Here is a 20,599-nt window from a genome sequence, read left to right on the forward strand (position 1 = left end):
CTATGACGCTCGCTGATAAACATGATCCGCGTACAGCTCACCGCCAATTTCGTATGCTTCAGGAATCTTCTTCTGTAACCTGAAACCACATTTTTCCAGCACTCGTTCTGAAGCGATATTGCCTTCTGTTACCACAGCCCTGAACAAAACAAGCCCTAGTGCTTCTTCCGCCCAGTGAATCACTGCACGCAGGGATTCTGTGCCATAGCCTTTGCCATAAAACTCAGGCATCAGCAGATAACCCATTTCCGCAATACCCTGATCAACAACAAAACCAGTGATACCGACTTTTTCTCCCGACGCTTTTTCTTTGATGACCAGGGTTAACCATGCGCCGCTTTCAGGCGTCCACGTCTGAAGACGTGAATGAAATTTTGCCTTTATTTCATCGTCAGATGGCGCATCAAAACATTTTTCGATTACAGCCGGTATCGTATGAAGCGCCTTAAAAAGCGGCCAGTCTGTTTCAGTGATGGGCTCTAATACTAATTGTTGTGTTGCTAAATTCATCCTGAATCACCTCTTAAAACTGCCTTAAGATTCAATATTTATCTATTTTCACAATTTCGTACAACAGTAAATCTATCCCTCAGGTTAGTCATGCTTCTGAAAGTGTACGGCTGATTAATGTTTCAAACATTTCTGACTGGCCAGCCGGAATCAGCTGTCGATGAATTTCCCGACGTTTGTCCACACCATACAAACGCTCTGCCAGCCAACCTGTAAGGTACAATTGCGACAAGCACCCACCTGCTGTGGCAAGATTTCCATGCACTACCAGCGCCTTATCCAGAACATGAATACCTTCAGCTTCAAGCGCTGATTTTGCATCCGGATGAGTCGTAGCAGTCATACCATCCAGCAACCCCAGTTTGGCCAGAATAAATGCACCTGCACAAATTGACCCAATAAGCTGGTTTTGAGGATCCAGCTTAAGCGATGCCATAAATTCATGATTATTTAACGCCGCCGGCACCCCTTTGTAACCACTGCTGAATAATACAACATCGGCCTCCGAGGTCTCTGCAACATGCCCGTCTGTTTTTACTTCCATTCCTAAAGAAGATCTATGGAACGGCTTAGTACCCAAGATTTTAACGACCCAGTCCATCTGGCTTCTTCCCAAAATATCCCTTAGCAGGAAAAAATCGATATCCGTGAAGTCATCAAAAATGACGATAGCTATTTGATACATATTACTCTCACCCACTAAGCTGCTTGTTCTTTCTAACGGCAAAAGTTAACACATAAGCATCGGAGTGCATAAATAAGTGTGCCTTGCACTGCTTTATTTGAGTAAACGCCTTAAACAGCAAAGGCCAGCAAATGCTGGCCTTTGATAGTTAGTGAATGTCTGTCAATTCATATTATAAGGTTGATTTGGCTGTACCTATTGTAGAAGAATCTTGACCCAGGTCTGGCGCTTTCTGGCCTTTACGCTTCATACGCTCTTCCCAGTAATCAGCACCTTTGATACCTAATTTCACTGGATCGAACACGTATTCTTTCACACCGGCTTTCTTCTGCATTTCATAGTCTTTCAACGCTTTCAGCGCAGGTTTTGCCATGAAGAAGATAATCAGAATACCGATGATGTTCAGCCAGGCCATCAGGCCAACACCTACATCACCCAGTGCCCATGCCAGGTTTGCCGTTTTCACTGCGCCGTAGAATACGGAAGCTAGCAACGCAATTTTCAGAACGAATGTCAGCCCAGGAACATGAATGGTACGGTGAATGTACGCAATGTTAGTTTCTGCGATGTAGTAGTACGCCAGAATCGTGGTAAATGAGAAGAAGAACAACGCAATTGCCACAAAAGGTTTACCCAGGCCAGGCATTGCTGTTTCAATCGCCATCTGAGTAAATACCGGGCTGTTGGCTGCGATTTCCGCAGGCAGATTCTGCACCAGGAACGCCCCTTCTGCACCATGGACGTTGAATGCACCCGTGATGATAATCATGAATGCCGTCGCACTACAAACCAGCAGCGTATCAATGTAAATAGAGAACGCTTGAACCATACCTTGCTGAGCAGGGTGATCAACCTGAGCTGCTGCTGCTGCATGCGGGCCTGTGCCCTGACCGGCTTCATTGGAGTAAACACCACGTTTTACACCCCAGCCGATAGCCGCACCGACACCTGCCATTGGCGAGAAGGCATCACCCACAATGGTGGCAAACACACTTGGCACCATGTCAATGTTCAGCAGAATGACAACGAAGGCAATAACGATATAGCCCAGCGCCATGAAAGGAACAACGATCTGAGTAAAGTGCGCAATACGCTTAACACCACCAAAGATGATGAAAGCCAGTACCACACATACAATCGCGCCAGTGATGATCTTCGCAGAGCTGAATGTACCCAAAGTGGTTTCGATCACATCACCAGAACCAAATGCCGCTTCAACCGCGTTACCGATACTGTTTGACTGCACACCAGGAAGCATCAGACCGCAGGCGACAATTGTCGCAATCGCGAAGATCCATGCATACCACTTCTGACCCATTGCTTTTTCAATGTAGTACGCAGGGCCACCACGGAACTGGCCTTCATCTTCTTCTTTATAAATCTGAGCAAGTGTTGATTCATAGTAAGCTGTAGAAGCTCCCAGGAAGGCAACAACCCACATCCAGAATACAGCGCCCGGACCACCAAAACCAATGGCGGCAGCAACACCGGCAATGTTACCTGTACCGACACGGCCTGACAGTGAAACCGCCAGTGCCTGGAATGAGGAAATCCCCTTATCTGAACTCTGACCAGCGAACAGCAGGCGGATCATTTCGCCGAAATGGCGAACCTGCATAAAACGTGTTGTGATGGAATAAAATAAACCGGCACCCAGGCAAAGATAAATCAATGCCGGACTCCATATTATCCCGTTGATAAAATCGACCAATGACTGCATATGAGTCTCCCTGTTATAGTCTGTTTGGTTACAACTCGAGCAGTATAATACGCAAATTGTAACCTGATTGTTAAGAATTTTATTTCATCAGCATTGATTTGCTTGATGTAGGCATCAAATAGCAACAAATCCACAACATCCAGTCATTGAAACTATGATTAACGACAAATACAACACACCCCACCAATCATCACCTGTTAGGCCTGTGATAATTTGTATAAGTATTAGCCAGGTGATTCACAAAAGATGTCAATAATGTGCGGCATGTCAGCATAAAGAGGCCGTGACAGATAATAATCAGGCATCAACAGACACAAGATACTGTATTTCAAGCATATGCCATCAAGAGCATTTGTGTGAAATGTGGCGCATGAACTGCCTCCCAAAAAAAGCAGTTCAGCTTAGAAGATGTAAACAGTGAGTGGATATCAGTTAATCGCAGACAAATTCACTAAGTGGCGGGTATATTCGGCTTCGGGGTGGCTGAACATCTGACGGGTTGGCCCCTGCTCTACCACACAGCCATCTTTTAATACCAGGGTATAATGGCACAATGACTTAACGACAGTCAGATCATGGCTGATAAACAGGTAACTCAGACCGTACTTCAACTGCAACTCTTTCAGTAAATTCAGCACCTGATGCTGCACGGTGCGATCCAGTGAGGAGGTGGGTTCATCGAGCAGAATAAACTCAGGTTTCAATACCAGCGCCCTTGCTATGGCTATCCGCTGACGTTGCCCACCTGAAAATTCATTGGGATAACGAAAACGGGTGGATGGGTCCAGTTCCACATCTTTCATCGCCTGACAAATCGCAGCGTCTTCTTCCTCATCCGACAGTGCCTGATGGACTTTCAGACCTTCGCCAATGATCTGCGCAACAGACATTCTTGGATTCAGTGCGGAAAACGGGTCCTGAAATACAACTTGCAATCGACTGCGAAAAGGTAACATGCCTTTGCGGTTAAGATGACTGATCTCCTGGCCGTCAAAACGAATGCTCCCTTCGCTGTTGAGCAATCTAAGTATCGCCATCCCGGTCGTCGACTTCCCTGAGCCACTTTCCCCGACCAGCCCGACACTCTGCCCCTGCTTAAGCTGGAAGCTCACATCAGTCACGGCTTTAATATGACTGATCACACGTTTCATAATCCCCCCTTTCACGGGAAACCAGACACGTAATTTGTCTATTTCAAACAGCGCGGAAGGATTCCCGTTTACCGGAACAGGCTCGCCGGTGGGATCAGAGTTAATGAGTTTCTGGGTATAAGGATGGGAAGGCGACGCAAAAAGGATATCTCTCTCATTGGTTTCCACTAACTGCCCGAGTTGCATCACCGCTACCCGATCGGCAATTTTTCGCACAATACTCAAATCATGCGTAATAAAAAGCATGGCCATGCCCAGTTCCTGCTGCAGATTTTTCAGCAAATCGAGGATCTGGGCCTGAACAGAAACATCGAGAGCGGTCGTCGGCTCATCGGCAATCAGAAGATCAGGCTCATTGATCAGCGCCATGGCAATCATTACACGCTGGCGCTCACCGCCTGACAACTCATGAGGATAGGCATACATACGCTGCTCGGGGTTACGGATACCCACTTTTTTTAACCAGCTCAGCGCACGTTTCTCTGCCGGCCTCTGACGCACTCCCTTGTGTATAGACAGCGTTTCACACAGCTGGCGGCCAATTTTATGCAGCGGGTTCAGCGACATCATAGGTTCCTGAAAGATCATGCCGATTTTGTTTCCGCGTAACCCGCGCATCTGGCGTTCACTACACCGCAGCATATCCACGCCATCGTAATAAATATGACCGTCCAGATAACGCGCCGACGCTTTCGGCAGCAAGCGCAGAATGGCATTGGCCGTGACAGACTTGCCAGAACCACTTTCCCCCACCAGTGCCAGGGTTTCTCCCCGCTTGATTGTCAGGCAGACTTTCTCTGTTACCGGGCGGACAGGCTTACCGTTGGCAAAGCCCACAGAGAGATTTTCAATAGTCAGTAAAGCATCACTCATTGCAGTATCCCGGTCATTACGATTGATGGTGTGGGTCGAAAGCATCGCGCACCGCCTCGCCGATAAAGACCAGCAGGCTCAGCATGATAGAAAGCACAACGAACGCAGACAGCCCCAGCCAGGGTGCCTGAAGGTTGGTTTTACCCTGAGCAAGCAATTCTCCGAGAGACGGTGAACCCACAGGCAAACCGAACCCGAGGAAGTCCAATGATGTCAGTGTGGTCACTGACCCGCTGAGAATAAAAGGCATCATAGTCAGTGAGGCCACCATAGCATTTGGCAGCATATGACGGAGCATTATGCGCCTGTCATTCACGCCCAGCGCCTGCGCGGCACGCACATAATCCAGGTTCCGGCAGCGGAGAAATTCCGCCCGCACAACGCCCACCAGCCCCATCCAGCTAAACAGCACCATGATGCCCAGCAGCCACCAGAAGTTAGGTTCTACGAAACTGGACAGGATAATCAGCAAGAACAAAGTCGGCATACCTGACCAGACTTCGATGAAACGCTGACCAAACAGATCCAGCCAGCCGCCATAGTAGCCCTGCCCGGCTCCGACCATGACACCGACAATGGTTGAGATCACCGTCAGCGCAAAACCAAACAGCACAGATATCCGAAAACCGTAAATGATGCGAGCAAGCACATCGCGGCCTTTATCATCTGTCCCCAGCCAGTTCACATTGTCCGGTGCAGAGGGCGCCGGACCGGACAAGTTGTAGTTAATCGTGTCATAGCTGAAATGGATCAGTGGCCAGATCATATAGCCGTCTTCGTTGATCAATTCCTGCACATACGGATCGGTATAATCGGCTTCTGTGGCAAACTCACCGCCAAATTGCGTTTCGGCGTACTGTTCGGTTATCGGAAAATACCAGTCCCCTTTGAAGCTGACAAACAAGGGCTTATCGTTGGCGATCACTTCAGCAAACAGGCTGATAATAAAAAGCACGGCGAACAGCCACATTGACCAGTAGCCGCGTCTGTGTGCTTTAAACCGGGCCCAGCGCTCTTTTGTCAGTGGATTGAAGGTAAACAAAGTTGCGAATGTCTTTCTCATGGTATTACCTGGCCTCGAAATCAATACGTGGATCGACCAGGGTATAAGTCAGGTCAGAAATAATATTCAGGATAAGTCCCAGCAATGTCATGATGTAAAGCGAGCTGAATACCACGGGGTAATCACGCTGAATCGTTGATTCAAAGCCCAGTAAGCCAATTCCCTCCAGCGAAAACATCACTTCAATGAGCATAGAGCCGGTAAAGAAAATACTGATAAACGCACTGGGAAAACCGGCAATAATAATCAGCATGGCATTACGAAACACATGCTTATATAAGATGCTTCTGTCATCGAGCCCTTTCGCACGGGCGGTGACAACGTATTGCTTGTTGATCTCATCCAGAAACGAGTTTTTAGTCAGCATAGTCAGCGTTGCGAAACCGCCGATGACCATGGCAAAGATTGGCAGCGCAAGGTGCCAGAAGTAATCACCGACTTGCTGATACCAGGTCATCTGATCGAAATCAGCCGAAAACAATCCCCGTAACGGAAACCAGCTGAAATAATTACCGCTGGCAAAGAAAATAATCAATACAATGGCGAACAGGAAACCGGGAATCGCATACCCGGCTATCACTAATGCGCTGCTCCAGATATCAAAACGGCTACCATGATTCACCGCTTTCGCAATCCCCAGCGGGATAGAGACGAAATAAATGATCAAGGTGCTCCACAGACCCAGCGAAATCGACACCGGCAGCCGTTCGATAATCAGATCAATCACATTGCCGCCACGAAAAAGGCTTTCGCCGAAATTGAAGGTAATATAATTCGTCAGCATATCGACATAACGTTCCCAGAGCGGTTTATCAAAACCAAACTGCTTACGTATTTCTGCCACCACTTCCGGATCCAGACCACGGGAACCACGATAGCCCGTTCCGCCATTGCCGTTTTGCTGCGAACCTTCCGACTGCTGTACTTCCTGCCCGCCGCCGGTAAAGCGCTCCATAATGCCGGAAGTATGCCCTTCAAGCTGTGCCACGGCCTGTTCAACAGGCCCGCCCGGTGCAATCTGAATCACGAAAAAGTTAATCGTAATAATCGCCCAGAGCGTTGGGATCACCAGCAAAAGGCGCCGGATAATATATGCCGTCATACTGCTCTACCTGTTTCCACGTTTTGATTAACGGCGTTTTTCCGGCAATTTGACCGCCTTGGCCGTATCCACCCACCAAGTATCAACACCCAGTGCATACTTAGGTCGGACCGCAGGACGATCAAATTTATCCCAGGTCGCTACACGGAATTTGCTTAAATGCCACTGGGGAATGACAAAAAAGTTCCATTGCAGCACCCGGTCCAGCGCCGGGCCTAATGCCGCCAGCGCGGCAGGATCTTGCTGATGCGCAGCGATTTGTTCTGTCAGCGCATCAATAGCCGGATCCTGAACCCCGGCAGTATTATAGGTGGAATCCAGATAGTTACTGTTCCAGGCAATCAGCAGATTCTGTGTCGGGTAGGCATTCGCGCTGTAACCGGAAGACACCATGTCAAAATCCCGGTCACGCAGGCGCTTGATGTACTGCGTAGTGTCAACCGTACGGATTTTCATCTCGATACCCAGCTGCTTCAGGTTTTTCTGCAGCGGAATAGCGATGCGCTCCGAGGTCGGGCTGTAGATCAGCAACTCAAAAGCCAGGGGCTCCCCGGTCTTCACATTGGTCATGACCTGATTTTTCAGCTCCCAGCCCGCAGCCTTTAACAATGCAAACGCTTTACGCGATTGTGCACGAACACGGCCTGAGCCATCAGTGACCGGCGGCTGGTAAGATTCAGTAAAGACACGTGCCGGGATCTTGTCTTTCAACGGATCCAGATATTTCAACTCAGCAGGCGTGGGCAGGCCTTTTGCTTCATAGGGGGTATTCTGGAAAAAACTGCGGGAACGTGAATACTGGTTATAGAAAAGCGTTTTATTCATCCACTCAAAATCCATGGCGTAATTGAGCGCTTCCCTGACCCGAACATCACTGAATACAGGGCGCTGAGTATTAAAGACAAACGCCTGCATCGCCTGAGGGATTTCGTGCGGGATTTCTTCCTTCTTTATATAACCGTTATCAAAATTATTGCCCTCATAGAGAGTGGCCCAGAACTTGGCGACATTCTCCTGACGGAAGTCATATTCTCCGGCTTTGAACGCTTCCAGGGTCACAGTATCATCACGGTAGTAGTCGTACCGGATGGTGTCGAAATTATGCCGCCCGACATTCACCGGAAGATTGGCCGCCCAGTAATCTTTCACTCTGGAGTAAGTCACACTCTGACCCGACTGATAACTGGTTACCTTGTACGCACTGCTGCCAATCGGTGGTTCGTTGAGCGGCTCGCTGAGTTTCTTGTCTTTCCAGTAATGTTCCGGTAAGACGTTCATGCCTTCAACCAGAGAAAACAGTTTTTCCCTGTTGGCAACAGACATTTCAACCCGCGCGGTCAGCGGCGATACCGCCGTCACTGACTTCACCTCTTTATAAAACACACGAAACTGAGGCACACCCTCAGCCATGAACTTATCAAAGGTGAAGGCGACATCTTTCGCTGTAATAGGTTGGCCGTCATGAAATCGCGCTTTAGGGTTGATATCAATTTCCATCCAGGAAAAATCGTCGGCATAACGTACTTTTTCTGCAATTAACGGGTAATAGCTGTCAATTTCGTCACTCGCTGGTGCAAATAAGGTGTCATACATTTCGTCCGCGCCGGCGACCGAAACCCCTCTTGATGCATAGCGGTTAAAACTGTCGTATGTTCCTACTTCCGCATAGGTGATGGCTCCGCCTTTTGGCGCATCCGGATTGACATAGTCAAAGTGTTTAAATTCAGGTGCGTACTTTGCCGTACCAAACCCCACTAAACTGGTGGTTTCTATCACCTCTTGTGCCAGTGCACTGGTACTTCCCAGCAATAATCCAGCCATTATTGACAGGCTTACAGTCAATCCATTCTTCATATCCCCTCCAAGGCAACTTCACCTAACCACCCAGCCGACGCCAGAAAATCGTTCTTTTTCATTATTGTAAGAGTTATCAATGACGAACACTGACATGTAACACAAATATATACCATAAGAAAACACGCCGCCTGAATCGCTGGGCATATCATCAAGAAATTTGTTGCTCTGCCCGACAGGGATGCAACACCTTGTCACAATCAGTTAACAGACATTTTCTGTATTTTTATTGAGCAATCATCCAGTTCCTGCCTGAATCAATGGGTTAAAAGCCAACGAATACTCATTAAATTACTCAGATCTATGTTCTGATAGTTGTAAGTAGTGCTATACTCCCCACCCTGACATGTGACAACAATTGTTCATATAGAGAAAAACAATGGCAGATCTATCTAAATACAGAAACATTGGTATTTTCGCGCACGTAGATGCGGGTAAAACCACTACCACTGAGCGTATCCTGAAGCTGACCGGTAAAATCCACCGTACGGGTGAAGTACACGACGGTGCTTCTACCATGGACTTCATGGATCAGGAAGCAGAGCGTGGTATCACCATCCAGTCAGCTGCGACTACCTGTTTCTGGAAAGACCACCGTTTTAACGTTATCGATACTCCGGGACACGTTGACTTCACCGTTGAAGTTTACCGTTCTCTGAAAGTACTTGACGGTGGTGTAGGTGTATTCTGTGGTTCAGGTGGTGTTGAGCCTCAGTCTGAAACTAACTGGCGTTACGCGAACGAATCAGAAGTATCTCGTCTGATCTTCGTTAACAAACTGGACCGTATGGGCGCAGACTTCTTCAGCGTTGTTGAGCAAGTGAAGAAAGTTCTGGGCGCTAACCCTCTGGTTATGACCCTGCCTATCGGCCGCGAAGACGATTTCGTTGGTGTTGTTGACGTTCTGACTCGCCAGGCATACGTGTGGGACGATTCAGGTCAGCCAGAAAACTACGAAATCAAAGAAATCCCAGCGGATATGGTTGATGACGTAGAAGCTTACCGCGAAGAGCTGATCGAGACTGCCGTTGAGCAAGACGACGACCTGATGGAAGCTTACATGGAAGGTGAAGAGCCTTCTATCGAAGACCTGAAACGTTGTATCCGTAAAGGTACTCGTGATCTGGCCTTCTTCCCAACCTACTGTGGTTCAGCGTTCAAGAACAAAGGTATGCAGCTGCTGCTTGACGCCGTTGTTGACTACCTGCCAAACCCAACAGAAGTTGACCCTCAGGATCTGACTGATCCAGAAACTGGTGAACCAACTGGTAAAGTTGCTACCGTTTCTGTTGACGAACCATTCCGTGCGCTTGCGTTTAAGATCATGGATGACCGTTTCGGCGCCCTGACCTTCGTACGTGTTTACTCTGGTAAGCTGAAGAAGGGTGACACCATCCTGAACTCTGCGACAGGTAAAACTGAGCGTGTTGGCCGTATGGTGGAAATGCACGCTAACGACCGTAACGAGCTGGATGCTGCGCAAGCAGGTGACATCATCGCTATCGTTGGTATGAAGAACGTTCAGACTGGTCACACTCTGTGTGATCCTAAGCACGAATGTACTCTGGAACCAATGATCTTCCCAGATCCAGTAATCTCTATCGCTGTTGCTCCTAAGGACAAAACAGCTTCTGAGAAACTGGGTATCGCACTGGGTAAGATGATCGCAGAAGATCCATCATTCCAGGTTGAAACTGATGAAGATTCTGGCGAAACCATCCTGAAAGGTATGGGTGAGCTGCACCTGGACATCAAAGTTGACATCCTGAAGCGTACTCACGGTGTTGAACTGACTGTAGGTGCTCCACAGGTTGCTTACCGTGAAACTATCACCAAAGCAATCGAAGACAGCTACACGCACAAGAAGCAGTCTGGTGGTTCTGGTCAGTTCGGTAAGATCGATTACCGTATCAAACCAGGCGAAGCAAACTCTGGCTTCAAGTTCGTTTCTACCGTTGTTGGTGGTAACGTTCCTAAAGAATTCTGGCCTGCAATCGAAAAAGGCTTCGCTGGTATGATGAGTACTGGTGTTCTGGCTGGCTTCCCAGTGCTGGACGTTGAAGTTGAGCTGTTCGACGGTGGTTTCCACGCAGTTGACTCCTCTGCTGTAGCGTTTGAAATTGCTGCACGTGGCGCATTCCGTCAGTCTATGCCTAAAGCGGGTGCTCAGCTGCTTGAGCCTATCATGCACGTTGACGTGTTCACTCCGGAAGATCACGTTGGTGATGTTATCGGTGACCTGAACCGTCGTCGCGGTATGATCAAAGATCAGGTTGCAGCTGCAACGGGTGTTCGTATTAAAGCTGACGTACCTCTGTCTGAGATGTTCGGCTATATCGGTCACCTGCGCACCATGACTTCTGGCCGTGGTCAGTTCTCAATGGAATTCTCTCACTACTCTGCATGCCCAGCGAACGTTGCTGAAGCAGTTATCGCAGAAGTGAAAGAGCGTAACGCTAAGAAATAATTTATTTTCTTAACGTAACGACAAAAAAACCCCAGCTCAGGCTGGGGTTTTTTTAGTGCTGTAACAACAGATGCGTTCCTAATTCCCAGCCTGTGATTTACTCGCTGCATTCACGTAAAAACCGCATTAAACCGTATTCCTGTAACCACACCAGCTGTTCTGCTTGTTTTACCAGGAAACGTCCGCTGTAGTTAATACCATTGGCAAAAAGCCCCTGCACATTGTTAGCGGTACGAGGCAGTATCAGCAGCCAGCGCTCAGTCAGAAGGATGTTATGTGGCTTGCACGCATCGTCCGCCTCATTAAAGAGCGACAAGGCTTTCATCCCCTTCAGATAGGCGTCATACAGCTCATCAGTGGTCATAGCTTCAACCAGATACAACCAGTGAGCAAATGGCAGCTTTCCACCCGCGATCACTTTTTCCAGCGGAATGTCGCTTCGGACCAACTGCATGTGACGGTGTGACTGGCTCGCTCCGGCTAACGGCCCACTGTTATAAAAGCCGAGCACATCTGAGTGTGTAAATCCCCCCAGCCAGGCATGCCAGTCTTCCCAGCTTAATGGCGACTCCTGAGGCACAAAATCTTTTGAGCAAATCAGTAAGTGTGGCGAGATAACGGGAAACTTATTGAGCAGACACACATGGTGCTCCCCTGCTTCGCAAACATACATAGATTTCTCGTAGGGCAGAAAGGGGTTAGAGGTATGCTTAGCCGTCAGATTCAGTAACTTCTTGCCCGCATTCTCTGTGACCAGATGACCAAGATAACGGACACCCTGTTCTTCAATCTGCTCCGCTTCTGTGGCGATTGGCATAAGGCTACCTTCTGCCAGTGCCTTTGCAGCCACCTGATCCGCAAGTTTCCAGTTCATATCCATATCCCATCTTTTTTAACCAAGATACTCTAACTTGGCATGCGTGTCATAGGAGAAAAGTGTGTATAAAAAAGTTTACGTTATGGCGAATTTTGTCTCTTCAGGAAAACAGGCCCAAGCCTAGCACCAGTAAAGGAAAGTCGGTAAGATTCGCTCAACTTTTTGAGGATACGTCACTAGCTGCTTACTCTGTGTCAACAGATCACTACTCCTGCAGATAGGTTATTTCAGCGTTCGGTCAAACCTGAAACGACACCTGACGATATCGGTCTTGTTCGGTCAAACAAATCGTTAGCATCCTCAAAGCAATGTCGCTAATACGATATTGAGCTCCACAAAAAAAGGCGCTTCCAATCGGAAGCGCCTTTTTACATCTTATCGGTACTCACTGATTAAATCAGTTCAGCCATCAATAAAAAACAACCGAACAGAAAGCTCAGCGCCAGCGCCATGACTCCGCCGCCCGCCTGATACACAGCTTCGTTACCCTCTTTTTGTGTCACTGTCGCCTCATCGCCATCCTTTCTGACTTTGACTGTCATTGCCATCGGGACAAAAATAGCCAGGAACACAAGAATGATACCGGCATAGCTCAGCACTGACAGGAATTGATTCGCCGCCAGAAGCGCCCCCAGCATAGGCAAAATAAAGGTCAGTACATACGTCACTGCCCGATTCTGGCGAAAGGCATCCGCGTTCTGATCAAACAGTGCCATTGCCACACCCAGAAAAGAAGTCAGCAATGCCAGGCCGGTGAAGACAGACAGGATCAGCTGCATACTGCCGTGATTCACACTCAGCGCAGCAATCAGCTCAGAAACATTCGCAAAGCCCACCAGTTGCTCAGGCGACAGATTGCCTACAGCCGCGTAGAGCCAGAACAGGTAACAGAATAATGGGATGACAGAACCTGCAATCACCATATTTCTCAGCTGCTTTTGAGTGGCTTCAGGGTTATAAGTTACCAGCGATGGGATAACCACCATAAAACCGAAGCTGGTAAACAGCACAGAGCTGGTTTTGATGAGTGCGACTTTGTTATCGCTGCCAACCGATGCCAGGTTGTCAGGATTGATGCCAGGCACCAGAGTCACCAGAGTCATGGCCAGCATGATCACCATTGCCGCAAACAGCAGACGGTTGAGCCGGTCAATCACACCGGTTCCGGCAGCAACAACAACACCCGCTACCACGGTAAACGCAATTTGTGCCTGCGTGGCACTTAATACCACTCCAAGGCCATCGGTCAGCTTTTTGAGCAGATCGCCAGCGCCGATAATGTAGGCCATCAGCAGACACACAAGCAGCGCGTACAGCAAGCCATTTGTCACCAGTTGGCCACCTTTACCCAGTGTTTTACGGGCAATGGAATTCATGCCCAGGCCACCACCAGACTTGATACTGGCTTCAAGCAACAGCAGTGCCGCGTAGGTCGTACCTACCCAGATCAGCAGCATTAACAGGGTGCCCCACAGTAAGCCAAACTGGGCCAATACCATAGGAATAGCAAGCATACCTGCACCCAGTGCTGTACCTGCAATAATCAGGGAACTGCCTAACAATTTCATATTCACGGAATTTTCCTTCATGTCCTTAACTGCGGCTTATGTCAAAAGCGCACTCAAGCGTTATCTTTATAACTATCTGATTTAATTTTATTTAAAAGCACTCTGACACGACTCAGGCGCAATCAGTTGTGTTCTGTATGGGCTAACAATGGCCAAAACATCTAAATCGACGAAAGAATTGAAGGCGATAGGCAGAAAACGGGCGTGAAAAAGGCAGCAAGGTCAAAGCGCAGCGGCTGAGCAAAGCATTCAGAAGGGAAATGGTGAGAATAGCGCCCCTACCCGGCAACAATGCCTGGCATGAAAGCGAGCAGTGTAATGTCATTTATCGTACTCCTAACACGATAGAACTTCGGTCATTTCTGATAAAAACCAGCCAAACTGGCTGATATTTCATCTCTTGCCAGGTCAAGGCAAGGCGTTCGGTCAGGAAGCAAAATAATGAGGTACCGCACAAACTACAACCTGCATTGTTGAAATATTTGATTTTGATCTTGTAAGAAATGGAATACAGGTCAAATTGCCTGTTTGGGCGAGCATAAGAAGCAGATCAATCTGAGTAAATCTTACCCAGATTGATGGTAAATTCACAGCAGGCAGCTTCAGTCGGCACAATAATGCTTATGAAGCATCGCGATGATGTCGATAACAGCAGCATTATCGAGCCGGTAATAGATAGTCTGCGCTTCCCGTCTCGTTTTCACAAAACCGGCCCGGCGCAGCCAGGCCAGATGCTGTGACAAAGACGACTGAGGGATAGGAAATCGCTCATTCAGCTGAGAAACAGACAATTCCTCTTCCTGGAGTACACACAGTATCATCAGCCGGTGCTGATTGCCCATGGCTTTGAGCAGCTCAACCGCCTGCTCGACATTTGCCTCCATGTTGGAATAATCCCGCATTCTACCCTCATAATTTTCAAGACTTTTTAAGCAGACGGTCGATAGTGCCAGAAAACTGCATTCCCGCCAACATCGCGATAACGAAGCCGAAAATTTTAGCATTACCTCCCAGCAGATTACTCACAGCGGGCCCAGGGCAAATCCCCACTAAACCCCACCCCAGGCCAAATAAAATAGCGCCTATGATCAAAGGTTTACCGATAATTTTATTGACAGGAATATAAAACTGATCGGCTATCAGAGGCTTTGAGCGGGGTTTCACCAAAAAGTGATAACCCAGGCCAAAAACGACCAATGCTGAACCCATCACCAAAATTAAACTGGGATCCCACTGTCCTGCTATATCCAGGAAATTTAACACTTTATCCGGATTGACCATTTGAGAAATCGTTAATCCGGCACCAAACAATAAACCGGCAATAAGAGCAATTAGCATCTGCATACCCTTACACTCCTGACAGATGGCGAACAACAAACACCACAACAACAGCGACCAACATGAAGGTTGCTGTTGCGACAATAGATCGGGGAGATAGACGCCCGATACCGCAAATACCGTGTCCGCTGGTACAGCCAGACCCTAATCTTGTTCCGACACCAACCAGCAGCCCACCAGCTATGATGAGAGGCCAGCCAGCATCGATACGTTCTGGCAAATACGTTCCAAAAGGGGCAGCCAGCAATGGGCCGATAACCAGTCCCACTATAAACATCCAACGCCATTTGACATTTGGATCACTGGCATCCATCGCGCCGCTGACAATACCTGAAATACCCGCTATGCGACCATTCAGCAGCAGCAGTATCAGTGCACTAATACCCAACACTGCCCCACCTGCCAGCGCCGTCCAAGGTGTGAATTCTGTCATTTCATTACTCTCACTAATGCAGTTAATCGTTTCAGTTTGGCGACAACCGAGTGGCGCACAAACAGCGTTGAGTGGTTCAATCTGCCTGACTTGGCCGCTCGAGGGTTAACGGAATCTTGATGTAGGCTGTATCGTTACTCTCGGCAGCCGGTAAATGACCGCCACGTATATTCACCTGCACAGAGGGATACAGCAGTTTAGGCACATCCAGATGCTTGTCTCTGGCTTGTCTCACCTGAATAAACGCGTCTTTCTCTACGCCCTGGTGAATGTGGATATTGTTACGGCGGCTCTCTGCAACTGTCGTGACATAAGCCAGCTCCCGGCCATCAGGTTGATAATCATGGCACATCCATAACCTGGTCTCGGCCGGCAGGCTGTGTAACCGGGACACACTGTCATACAACACGCCTGCATCACCGCCGGGAAAATCACACCGGGCTGTACCGCCGTCCGGCATGAATAAGGTATCTCCGACGAAGGCATTACCTTCAATAAGGTAAGTCACACTGTCATTCGTGTGTCCTGGTGTCGACATCACCTTGCCGGTTAATGCGCCAATCGTAAAAACCTCACCATCTTTAAACAGATGATCGAAGACCTGACCATCTGCCATTAACTCATCGTCACCGATATTAAATACCGCTTTAAAGGTTTTTTGTACCTTGACGATTCCTTCGCCAACACCAAGAGGGCTACCGAGCTGCTCGCGGAGATAATGTGCCGCTGATAAGTGATCGGCATGGGCGTGCGTTTCCAAAATCCAGTCGACAGTCAGTTGCTGTTCTTTGATAAACGCCAGTTGCTGATCAGCAAATGCAGTCCAGACCTTGCCGGAGTGAGCCGCAAAATCCAGGACACTGTCCACAATGGCAGCGTGTCCGCCCTGTTTGTCGTAGACAACATAACTGATGGTACTGGTGTCAGTGTGATAGAAAGCTTTAATCATCGCATTCATCAGACTCTTCCTTTGCATTAATATCTATATATCGTATATTACACATATACGAACAATCATAGCAAGTTTTGAGGTCTCTATGATCACCCTTTTTTTTGGTGCAATAGCTGTCGGGCTTAGCCTGGGCATGCTTGGCTCCGGCGGCGCTATTCTCACGCTACCAATTCTGGCTTACGGTTTGGGACAGACAGAGAAACAAGCAATAGCCAGTGCCTTAATTATTGTCGGAATAATCAGCAGTATCACTTCATTCAATGGTATCAGACAGCGATTAGTGAACTGGTCTTTAGTGATGCTGTTCGGTTTTCCCGGTATGGCAGGAACTTACCTGGGAGCCTGGTTCGCCAGCTATCTGGATGGCGCTATCCAGATGACAGTATTTGCCGTCGTGATGTTGGCAGCAGCGTGGCGAATGTTCCAGCCGGTTGGCCTTACATCCTCTCACGCTCAGACTCAGTCATATTGGTTGACCGGATTGCAGGGACTGCTGGTCGGAGTGCTGACCGGATTTGTCGGAGTGGGCGGTGGGTTTCTGATTGTCCCTGCGCTTGTACTGCTCAGTGGTCTGACGATGCAAACTGCGGTGGCGACCAGCCTGGTGATCATCGTCATGAACTCGTTGATCGGTTTTCTGACATACCAGGATGTCCTCGCTCTTACACACCCAGCTGGATTGGCCTGTGATTGCGATCATGGCTGTCATTGGTGTGGCGGGCAGTTTAGCCGGGCAACGACTGTCCGGGCGGTTACCCCAACATCGCTTACAACGTATTTTTTCTGTGTGTTTGATTCTGATGGCAGGATTCATTCTTTACCAGTCACTGCCTTCACTGCTCCCTTCGATGACTCTCTGAAGTTAAGAGGAATATGATTATGCTTGTCAATGGACGCGACTTAGCCAACCGGGCTAAACAAAGTATTGAAGAAATTCACTGCCATGAATTAGCGTTACTGCTCACTCAGGAGATTATTTTAATCGATGTTCGCGAACGTCATGAAGTCGACACAGGCATGCTGCCAGGCGCCATCCATATTGCCCGGGGCGTACTTGAAATGCAGCTTGATACGCACCCAGCGGTTGCCCATCACAGCAATCCGCTTGAAGTGATGGCTCAGCAGCCTGTTTACCTTTACTGTCGATCCGGTGTCCGCTCGGCCTTAGCCGCAGAATCGCTGCAAAAAATGGGATTTACGCGGGTGTTTTCACTGGCCGGCGGCATACAGGCCTGGCAAGACGCCAAACTGCCTGTGGTCAATGCCAAAGCACAGTGAAGTCACATGGAGCCTTATTATCAGGCAAACGCCTGATCAGTGTCTTCCGTACATACCGCACTGCCCGACAGTCAACCAGTTAGTTTGTGCCAGTCATGCTGTGGAAAATTTTTTCCTCCACAGCATGCTCTCAGAGACTGTCACTGCACCGCCATCCCGCTGAGTCTCTGCTGTCTGTCCCGATATCATCCTCTTAGTTTGAAAGCAGTTCAAAAAGTCATAATCAATCGCTTGATATTCAATCTATTCCATTTATGTTTATGTCTCCTTGCTGGCGAGTTCGATTGACAAGACCGAGGACATTCTGTGGCCCATTTTATCTGCCATCGCTCATCCGCTTATTTACACAGATGATTAATGCTCTTTAATGCAGTGGTCTGCCAGCTCATCTTTCTTTTTCTATAAGCCATAAACATGAAGAATCAGCACGAATCAGAATCTAACCGGCGTCCCCTTGCCGTCAGGGAGACGGCTTTAACCAAGCGCATTGCAGTCTGGTTAAGCCAGAAAAACATCACACCGAACCAGATCTCCCTGATGAGCATAGTCTTTGCCGTCATCGGCCTGCTCTCAATGCTGTGGTACAAAGCCTCCGCGTTCAGTGTCCTGTTGCTTGTCGCTGCAGCCTGTATCCAGTTGCGGCTGCTGTGCAATCTGTTCGACGGTATGGTGGCTGTAGAAGGCGGCAAGAAAACCCCGGCAGGTGAATTATTCAATGACGTGCCCGATCGTATTGCTGACCCGCTGTTGATTCTGGCCGCTGGCTTTGCAACTCAGTCTGATATCGGTATGACACTGGCATGGCTGTGCGCCCTGGTCGCCGTGCTGACGGCGTACGTTCGCGTATTAGGGGTCAGCATGGGCTGTCCGGCCGACTTCCGCGGGCCTATGGCCAAACAGCACAGAATGGCGCTGCTGACAGTGAGCTTCCTGGTCTTGTTCGTCAGCCAGGTGTTCGCCTTGCTGCCAGAGGTGCTGGCCTACACGCTGGATGCCGCGCTGGCGATCATGCTGGTTGGGTCTGTAATGACCACCTGGCGCCGTCTGGTGGGTATTTATCGCTTTAAAGCGGCAGAGCAGACTGATAAGGAAAGCGCAGACAATGAATAGTATTCCTTCCCATTCGCTGTACCTGATGCTCGCCATCATTGCCGTACTGGTAACAGGTACGCTGGTGTATTTGTGGAAATCGCGCGCCCATCCGGACAGGGATTACCTTGAACTGAAGCTGCGTATCCGCTCCTGGTGGTGGATGATTGGGATTGTTTTTGTCGTCCTCTACCTGCCGTTAACCTATACGCTGTTTTTTGTCGGTTTTCTGAGTTTTATGGCGCTGAAAGAATTTTTGTCTATCGTGCCGACCCGAATGACAGACCGTCGCGTGATCTTTTGGGCCTACCTGTCCATTCCCTTTCAGTATTACTGGCTGTCAATTGGCTGGTACGGCATGTTCATCATTTTCATCCCTGTGTATGTGTTCCTGTACCTGCCGATGGTGATGGTACTGATTGGCGATACCAAAGGCTTCATCCGCTCCGCCGGTATTATTCACTGGGCCATGATGCTGACCGTGTTCTGTATCAGCCATATGGCCTATCTGCTGGTCTTGCCAAGCCTGAACCCGGACGCCGGATCCTTGGGCATGCTGCTGTTTCTTCTGGTGTTCACCCAGTTTAACGATGTGTGCCAGTACGTATGGGGCAAGTCTTTCGGCAAACACAAGATAGTGCCGAAAGTCAGCCCGAACAAAACCTGGGAAGGTTTTATCGGCGGCAGCGCAACCGTGATTCTGGTGTCCTATTTCGTCGCGCCCTATCTCACGCCCCTCACCTCGCTGCAGGGTCTGGTAGCCGGTATGATCATTGCGTTCAGTGGGTTTATCGGGGATTTAGTGATTTCTTCGGTGAAACGTGATTTGCAGATCAAAGACACCAGCCAGTTTATTCCGGGTCACGGTGGCATCCTGGATCGCATCGACAGCCTGATGTTCACAGCACCGCTGTTCTTCCATTACATTTACTATCTCTACTATTGAGGATCCCATGGCTCACGTGCTCAAGGTGTTATTTATCCTCTTCATTGTTAAGCCGCTGGTATTTATTGGCCTTGGGCTGAACATCATCCAGCGGCAAAACCTGCCTGTAAATGGTCCGGTTGTGGTGGCAGCCAACCATAACAGCCATTTAGATACCCTGGTGTTACTGGCGCTGTTTCCCATTTCCATCGTCCATAAAGTTCGCCCGGTCGCCGCGGCAGATTACTTTCTGGCCAATAAAATCGTTGCCTGGCTGTCGCTGAACGTCATTGGCATTATTCCGCTGAGACGATCCCCTTCACCCAGCCAGCGGGAAGCGGTATTACAGGAGTGCCATCAGGCATTGGCACAAGGGGATATACTGATCATCTTCCCGGAAGGCAGCCGGGGCGAACCGGAAACCATGAGCGGCATTAAGAAAGGCATTTACCATTTAGTGAAAGATCATGAGGGCTGCCCGGTTATTCCGGTGGTCATGCGCGGGCTGGGCCGTTCTTTACCCAGAGGCACCGCGATGTTTGTGCCCTTTAACTGTGATGTGGTGATTGGTGAGCCGGTCAGTCATTTTGACGATGCCAGCGATTTCGTCGATACCATGCAGGCCAGGTATCATGAGTTGGCCAAGCATTGCATTACGCAGACCAGCAGCGAAAATTAATACCGACTCAAAAGCAACAAGCCTGTCTCAGACAG

The 20,599-nt window shown here is 48.9% G+C and carries 19 protein-coding genes; 6 read left to right on the forward strand and 13 right to left on the reverse strand.

The annotated features are described in order from the left end of the window. The 7 genes from H511_RS0115965 to H511_RS0115995 all read right to left on the reverse strand — a co-directional run bounded on the left by H511_RS0115965 (position 1) and on the right by H511_RS0115995 (position 8,958). On the reverse strand, positions 1–510 hold the full coding sequence (locus H511_RS0115965; RefSeq protein WP_027253204.1) for a GNAT family N-acetyltransferase: 510 nt from the start codon (positions 508–510) through the stop codon (positions 1–3). Positions 511–598: 88 nt separating this feature from the next. Further along, entirely contained in the window at positions 599–1,195 is a 597-nt protein-coding gene (locus H511_RS0115970) for a DJ-1/PfpI family protein (protein WP_027253205.1), read from the reverse strand. Between the two features lie 172 nt (positions 1,196–1,367). Next, the gene (locus tag H511_RS0115975) at positions 1,368–2,915 is read right to left on the reverse strand and encodes an alanine/glycine:cation symporter family protein (protein WP_027253206.1); all 1,548 of its coding nucleotides are present in this window, start codon (positions 2,913–2,915) and stop codon (positions 1,368–1,370) included. A gap of 428 nt (positions 2,916–3,343) precedes the next feature. Further along, positions 3,344–4,939 carry an ABC transporter ATP-binding protein gene (locus H511_RS0115980; RefSeq protein ID WP_027253207.1) on the reverse strand — a complete coding sequence of 532 codons (1,596 nt, stop codon included), beginning with the start codon at positions 4,937–4,939 and terminating at the stop codon, positions 3,344–3,346. A gap of 16 nt (positions 4,940–4,955) precedes the next feature. Further along, the gene (locus H511_RS0115985; protein WP_027253208.1) at positions 4,956–6,002 is read right to left on the reverse strand and encodes an ABC transporter permease; all 1,047 of its coding nucleotides are present in this window, start codon (positions 6,000–6,002) and stop codon (positions 4,956–4,958) included. A gap of 4 nt (positions 6,003–6,006) precedes the next feature. Then, complete coding sequence (locus H511_RS0115990; protein WP_027253209.1) at positions 6,007–7,104, reverse strand: microcin C ABC transporter permease YejB; 1,098 nt, start codon at positions 7,102–7,104, stop codon at positions 6,007–6,009. A gap of 27 nt (positions 7,105–7,131) precedes the next feature. Then, positions 7,132–8,958 (reverse strand): extracellular solute-binding protein, encoded by a 1,827-nt coding sequence (locus tag H511_RS0115995; protein ID WP_036759852.1) that lies wholly within the window; start codon positions 8,956–8,958, stop codon positions 7,132–7,134. Positions 8,959–9,337: 379 nt separating this feature from the next. Here H511_RS0115995 and fusA point away from each other — a divergent pair, with 379 nt between their 5' ends. Next, positions 9,338–11,425, forward strand: a complete 2,088-nt coding sequence (gene fusA, locus H511_RS0116000; RefSeq protein ID WP_027253211.1) for an elongation factor G — start codon at positions 9,338–9,340, stop codon at positions 11,423–11,425. Positions 11,426–11,522: 97 nt separating this feature from the next. Here the strand turns inward: fusA and H511_RS0116005 are convergent, their stop codons facing one another. From H511_RS0116005 to H511_RS0116030, 6 genes are all read right to left on the reverse strand, one after another. Then, on the reverse strand, positions 11,523–12,299 hold the full coding sequence (locus tag H511_RS0116005) for a DUF4922 domain-containing protein (protein ID WP_027253212.1): 777 nt from the start codon (positions 12,297–12,299) through the stop codon (positions 11,523–11,525). A 395-nt stretch (positions 12,300–12,694) separates the two neighbouring features. Next, positions 12,695–13,876 (reverse strand): amino acid permease, encoded by a 1,182-nt coding sequence (locus tag H511_RS0116010; protein WP_027253213.1) that lies wholly within the window; start codon positions 13,874–13,876, stop codon positions 12,695–12,697. Between the two features lie 596 nt (positions 13,877–14,472). After that, positions 14,473–14,772 carry an ArsR/SmtB family transcription factor gene (locus tag H511_RS0116015; RefSeq protein WP_027253214.1) on the reverse strand — a complete coding sequence of 100 codons (300 nt, stop codon included), beginning with the start codon at positions 14,770–14,772 and terminating at the stop codon, positions 14,473–14,475. A 16-nt stretch (positions 14,773–14,788) separates the two neighbouring features. Beyond that, the gene (locus tag H511_RS0116020) at positions 14,789–15,214 is read right to left on the reverse strand and encodes a YeeE/YedE family protein (protein ID WP_027253215.1); all 426 of its coding nucleotides are present in this window, start codon (positions 15,212–15,214) and stop codon (positions 14,789–14,791) included. Positions 15,215–15,218: 4 nt separating this feature from the next. Further along, on the reverse strand, positions 15,219–15,641 hold the full coding sequence (locus tag H511_RS0116025) for a YeeE/YedE family protein (protein ID WP_027253216.1): 423 nt from the start codon (positions 15,639–15,641) through the stop codon (positions 15,219–15,221). A gap of 76 nt (positions 15,642–15,717) precedes the next feature. Next, a complete protein-coding gene (locus H511_RS0116030) occupies positions 15,718–16,599 on the reverse strand; it encodes an MBL fold metallo-hydrolase (protein WP_211225215.1) in 882 nt (293 codons plus the stop codon). Positions 16,600–16,678: 79 nt separating this feature from the next. Here H511_RS0116030 and H511_RS23655 point away from each other — a divergent pair, with 79 nt between their 5' ends. From H511_RS23655 to H511_RS0116055, 5 genes are all read left to right on the forward strand, one after another. After that, positions 16,679–17,470 carry a sulfite exporter TauE/SafE family protein gene (locus H511_RS23655; protein WP_211225216.1) on the forward strand — a complete coding sequence of 264 codons (792 nt, stop codon included), beginning with the start codon at positions 16,679–16,681 and terminating at the stop codon, positions 17,468–17,470. Between the two features lie 2 nt (positions 17,471–17,472). Next, complete coding sequence (locus H511_RS0116040; protein ID WP_027253218.1) at positions 17,473–17,871, forward strand: rhodanese-like domain-containing protein; 399 nt, start codon at positions 17,473–17,475, stop codon at positions 17,869–17,871. 414 nt (positions 17,872–18,285) lie between these two features. Then, a complete protein-coding gene (locus H511_RS0116045) occupies positions 18,286–18,981 on the forward strand; it encodes a CDP-alcohol phosphatidyltransferase family protein (protein WP_027253219.1) in 696 nt (231 codons plus the stop codon). Further along, positions 18,974–19,906 carry a phosphatidate cytidylyltransferase gene (locus tag H511_RS0116050; RefSeq protein ID WP_027253220.1) on the forward strand — a complete coding sequence of 311 codons (933 nt, stop codon included), beginning with the start codon at positions 18,974–18,976 and terminating at the stop codon, positions 19,904–19,906. Before H511_RS0116045 ends, H511_RS0116050 begins: the two co-directional genes overlap by 8 nt. Before the next feature lie 7 nt (positions 19,907–19,913). Beyond that, on the forward strand, positions 19,914–20,564 hold the full coding sequence (locus tag H511_RS0116055; protein WP_027253221.1) for a lysophospholipid acyltransferase family protein: 651 nt from the start codon (positions 19,914–19,916) through the stop codon (positions 20,562–20,564). Positions 20,565–20,599 lie beyond the last annotated feature (35 nt).

Source organism: Photobacterium halotolerans DSM 18316 (assembly GCF_000425165.1).
In the GTDB taxonomy this organism is placed as follows: Bacteria; Pseudomonadota; Gammaproteobacteria; order Enterobacterales; family Vibrionaceae; genus Photobacterium; species Photobacterium halotolerans.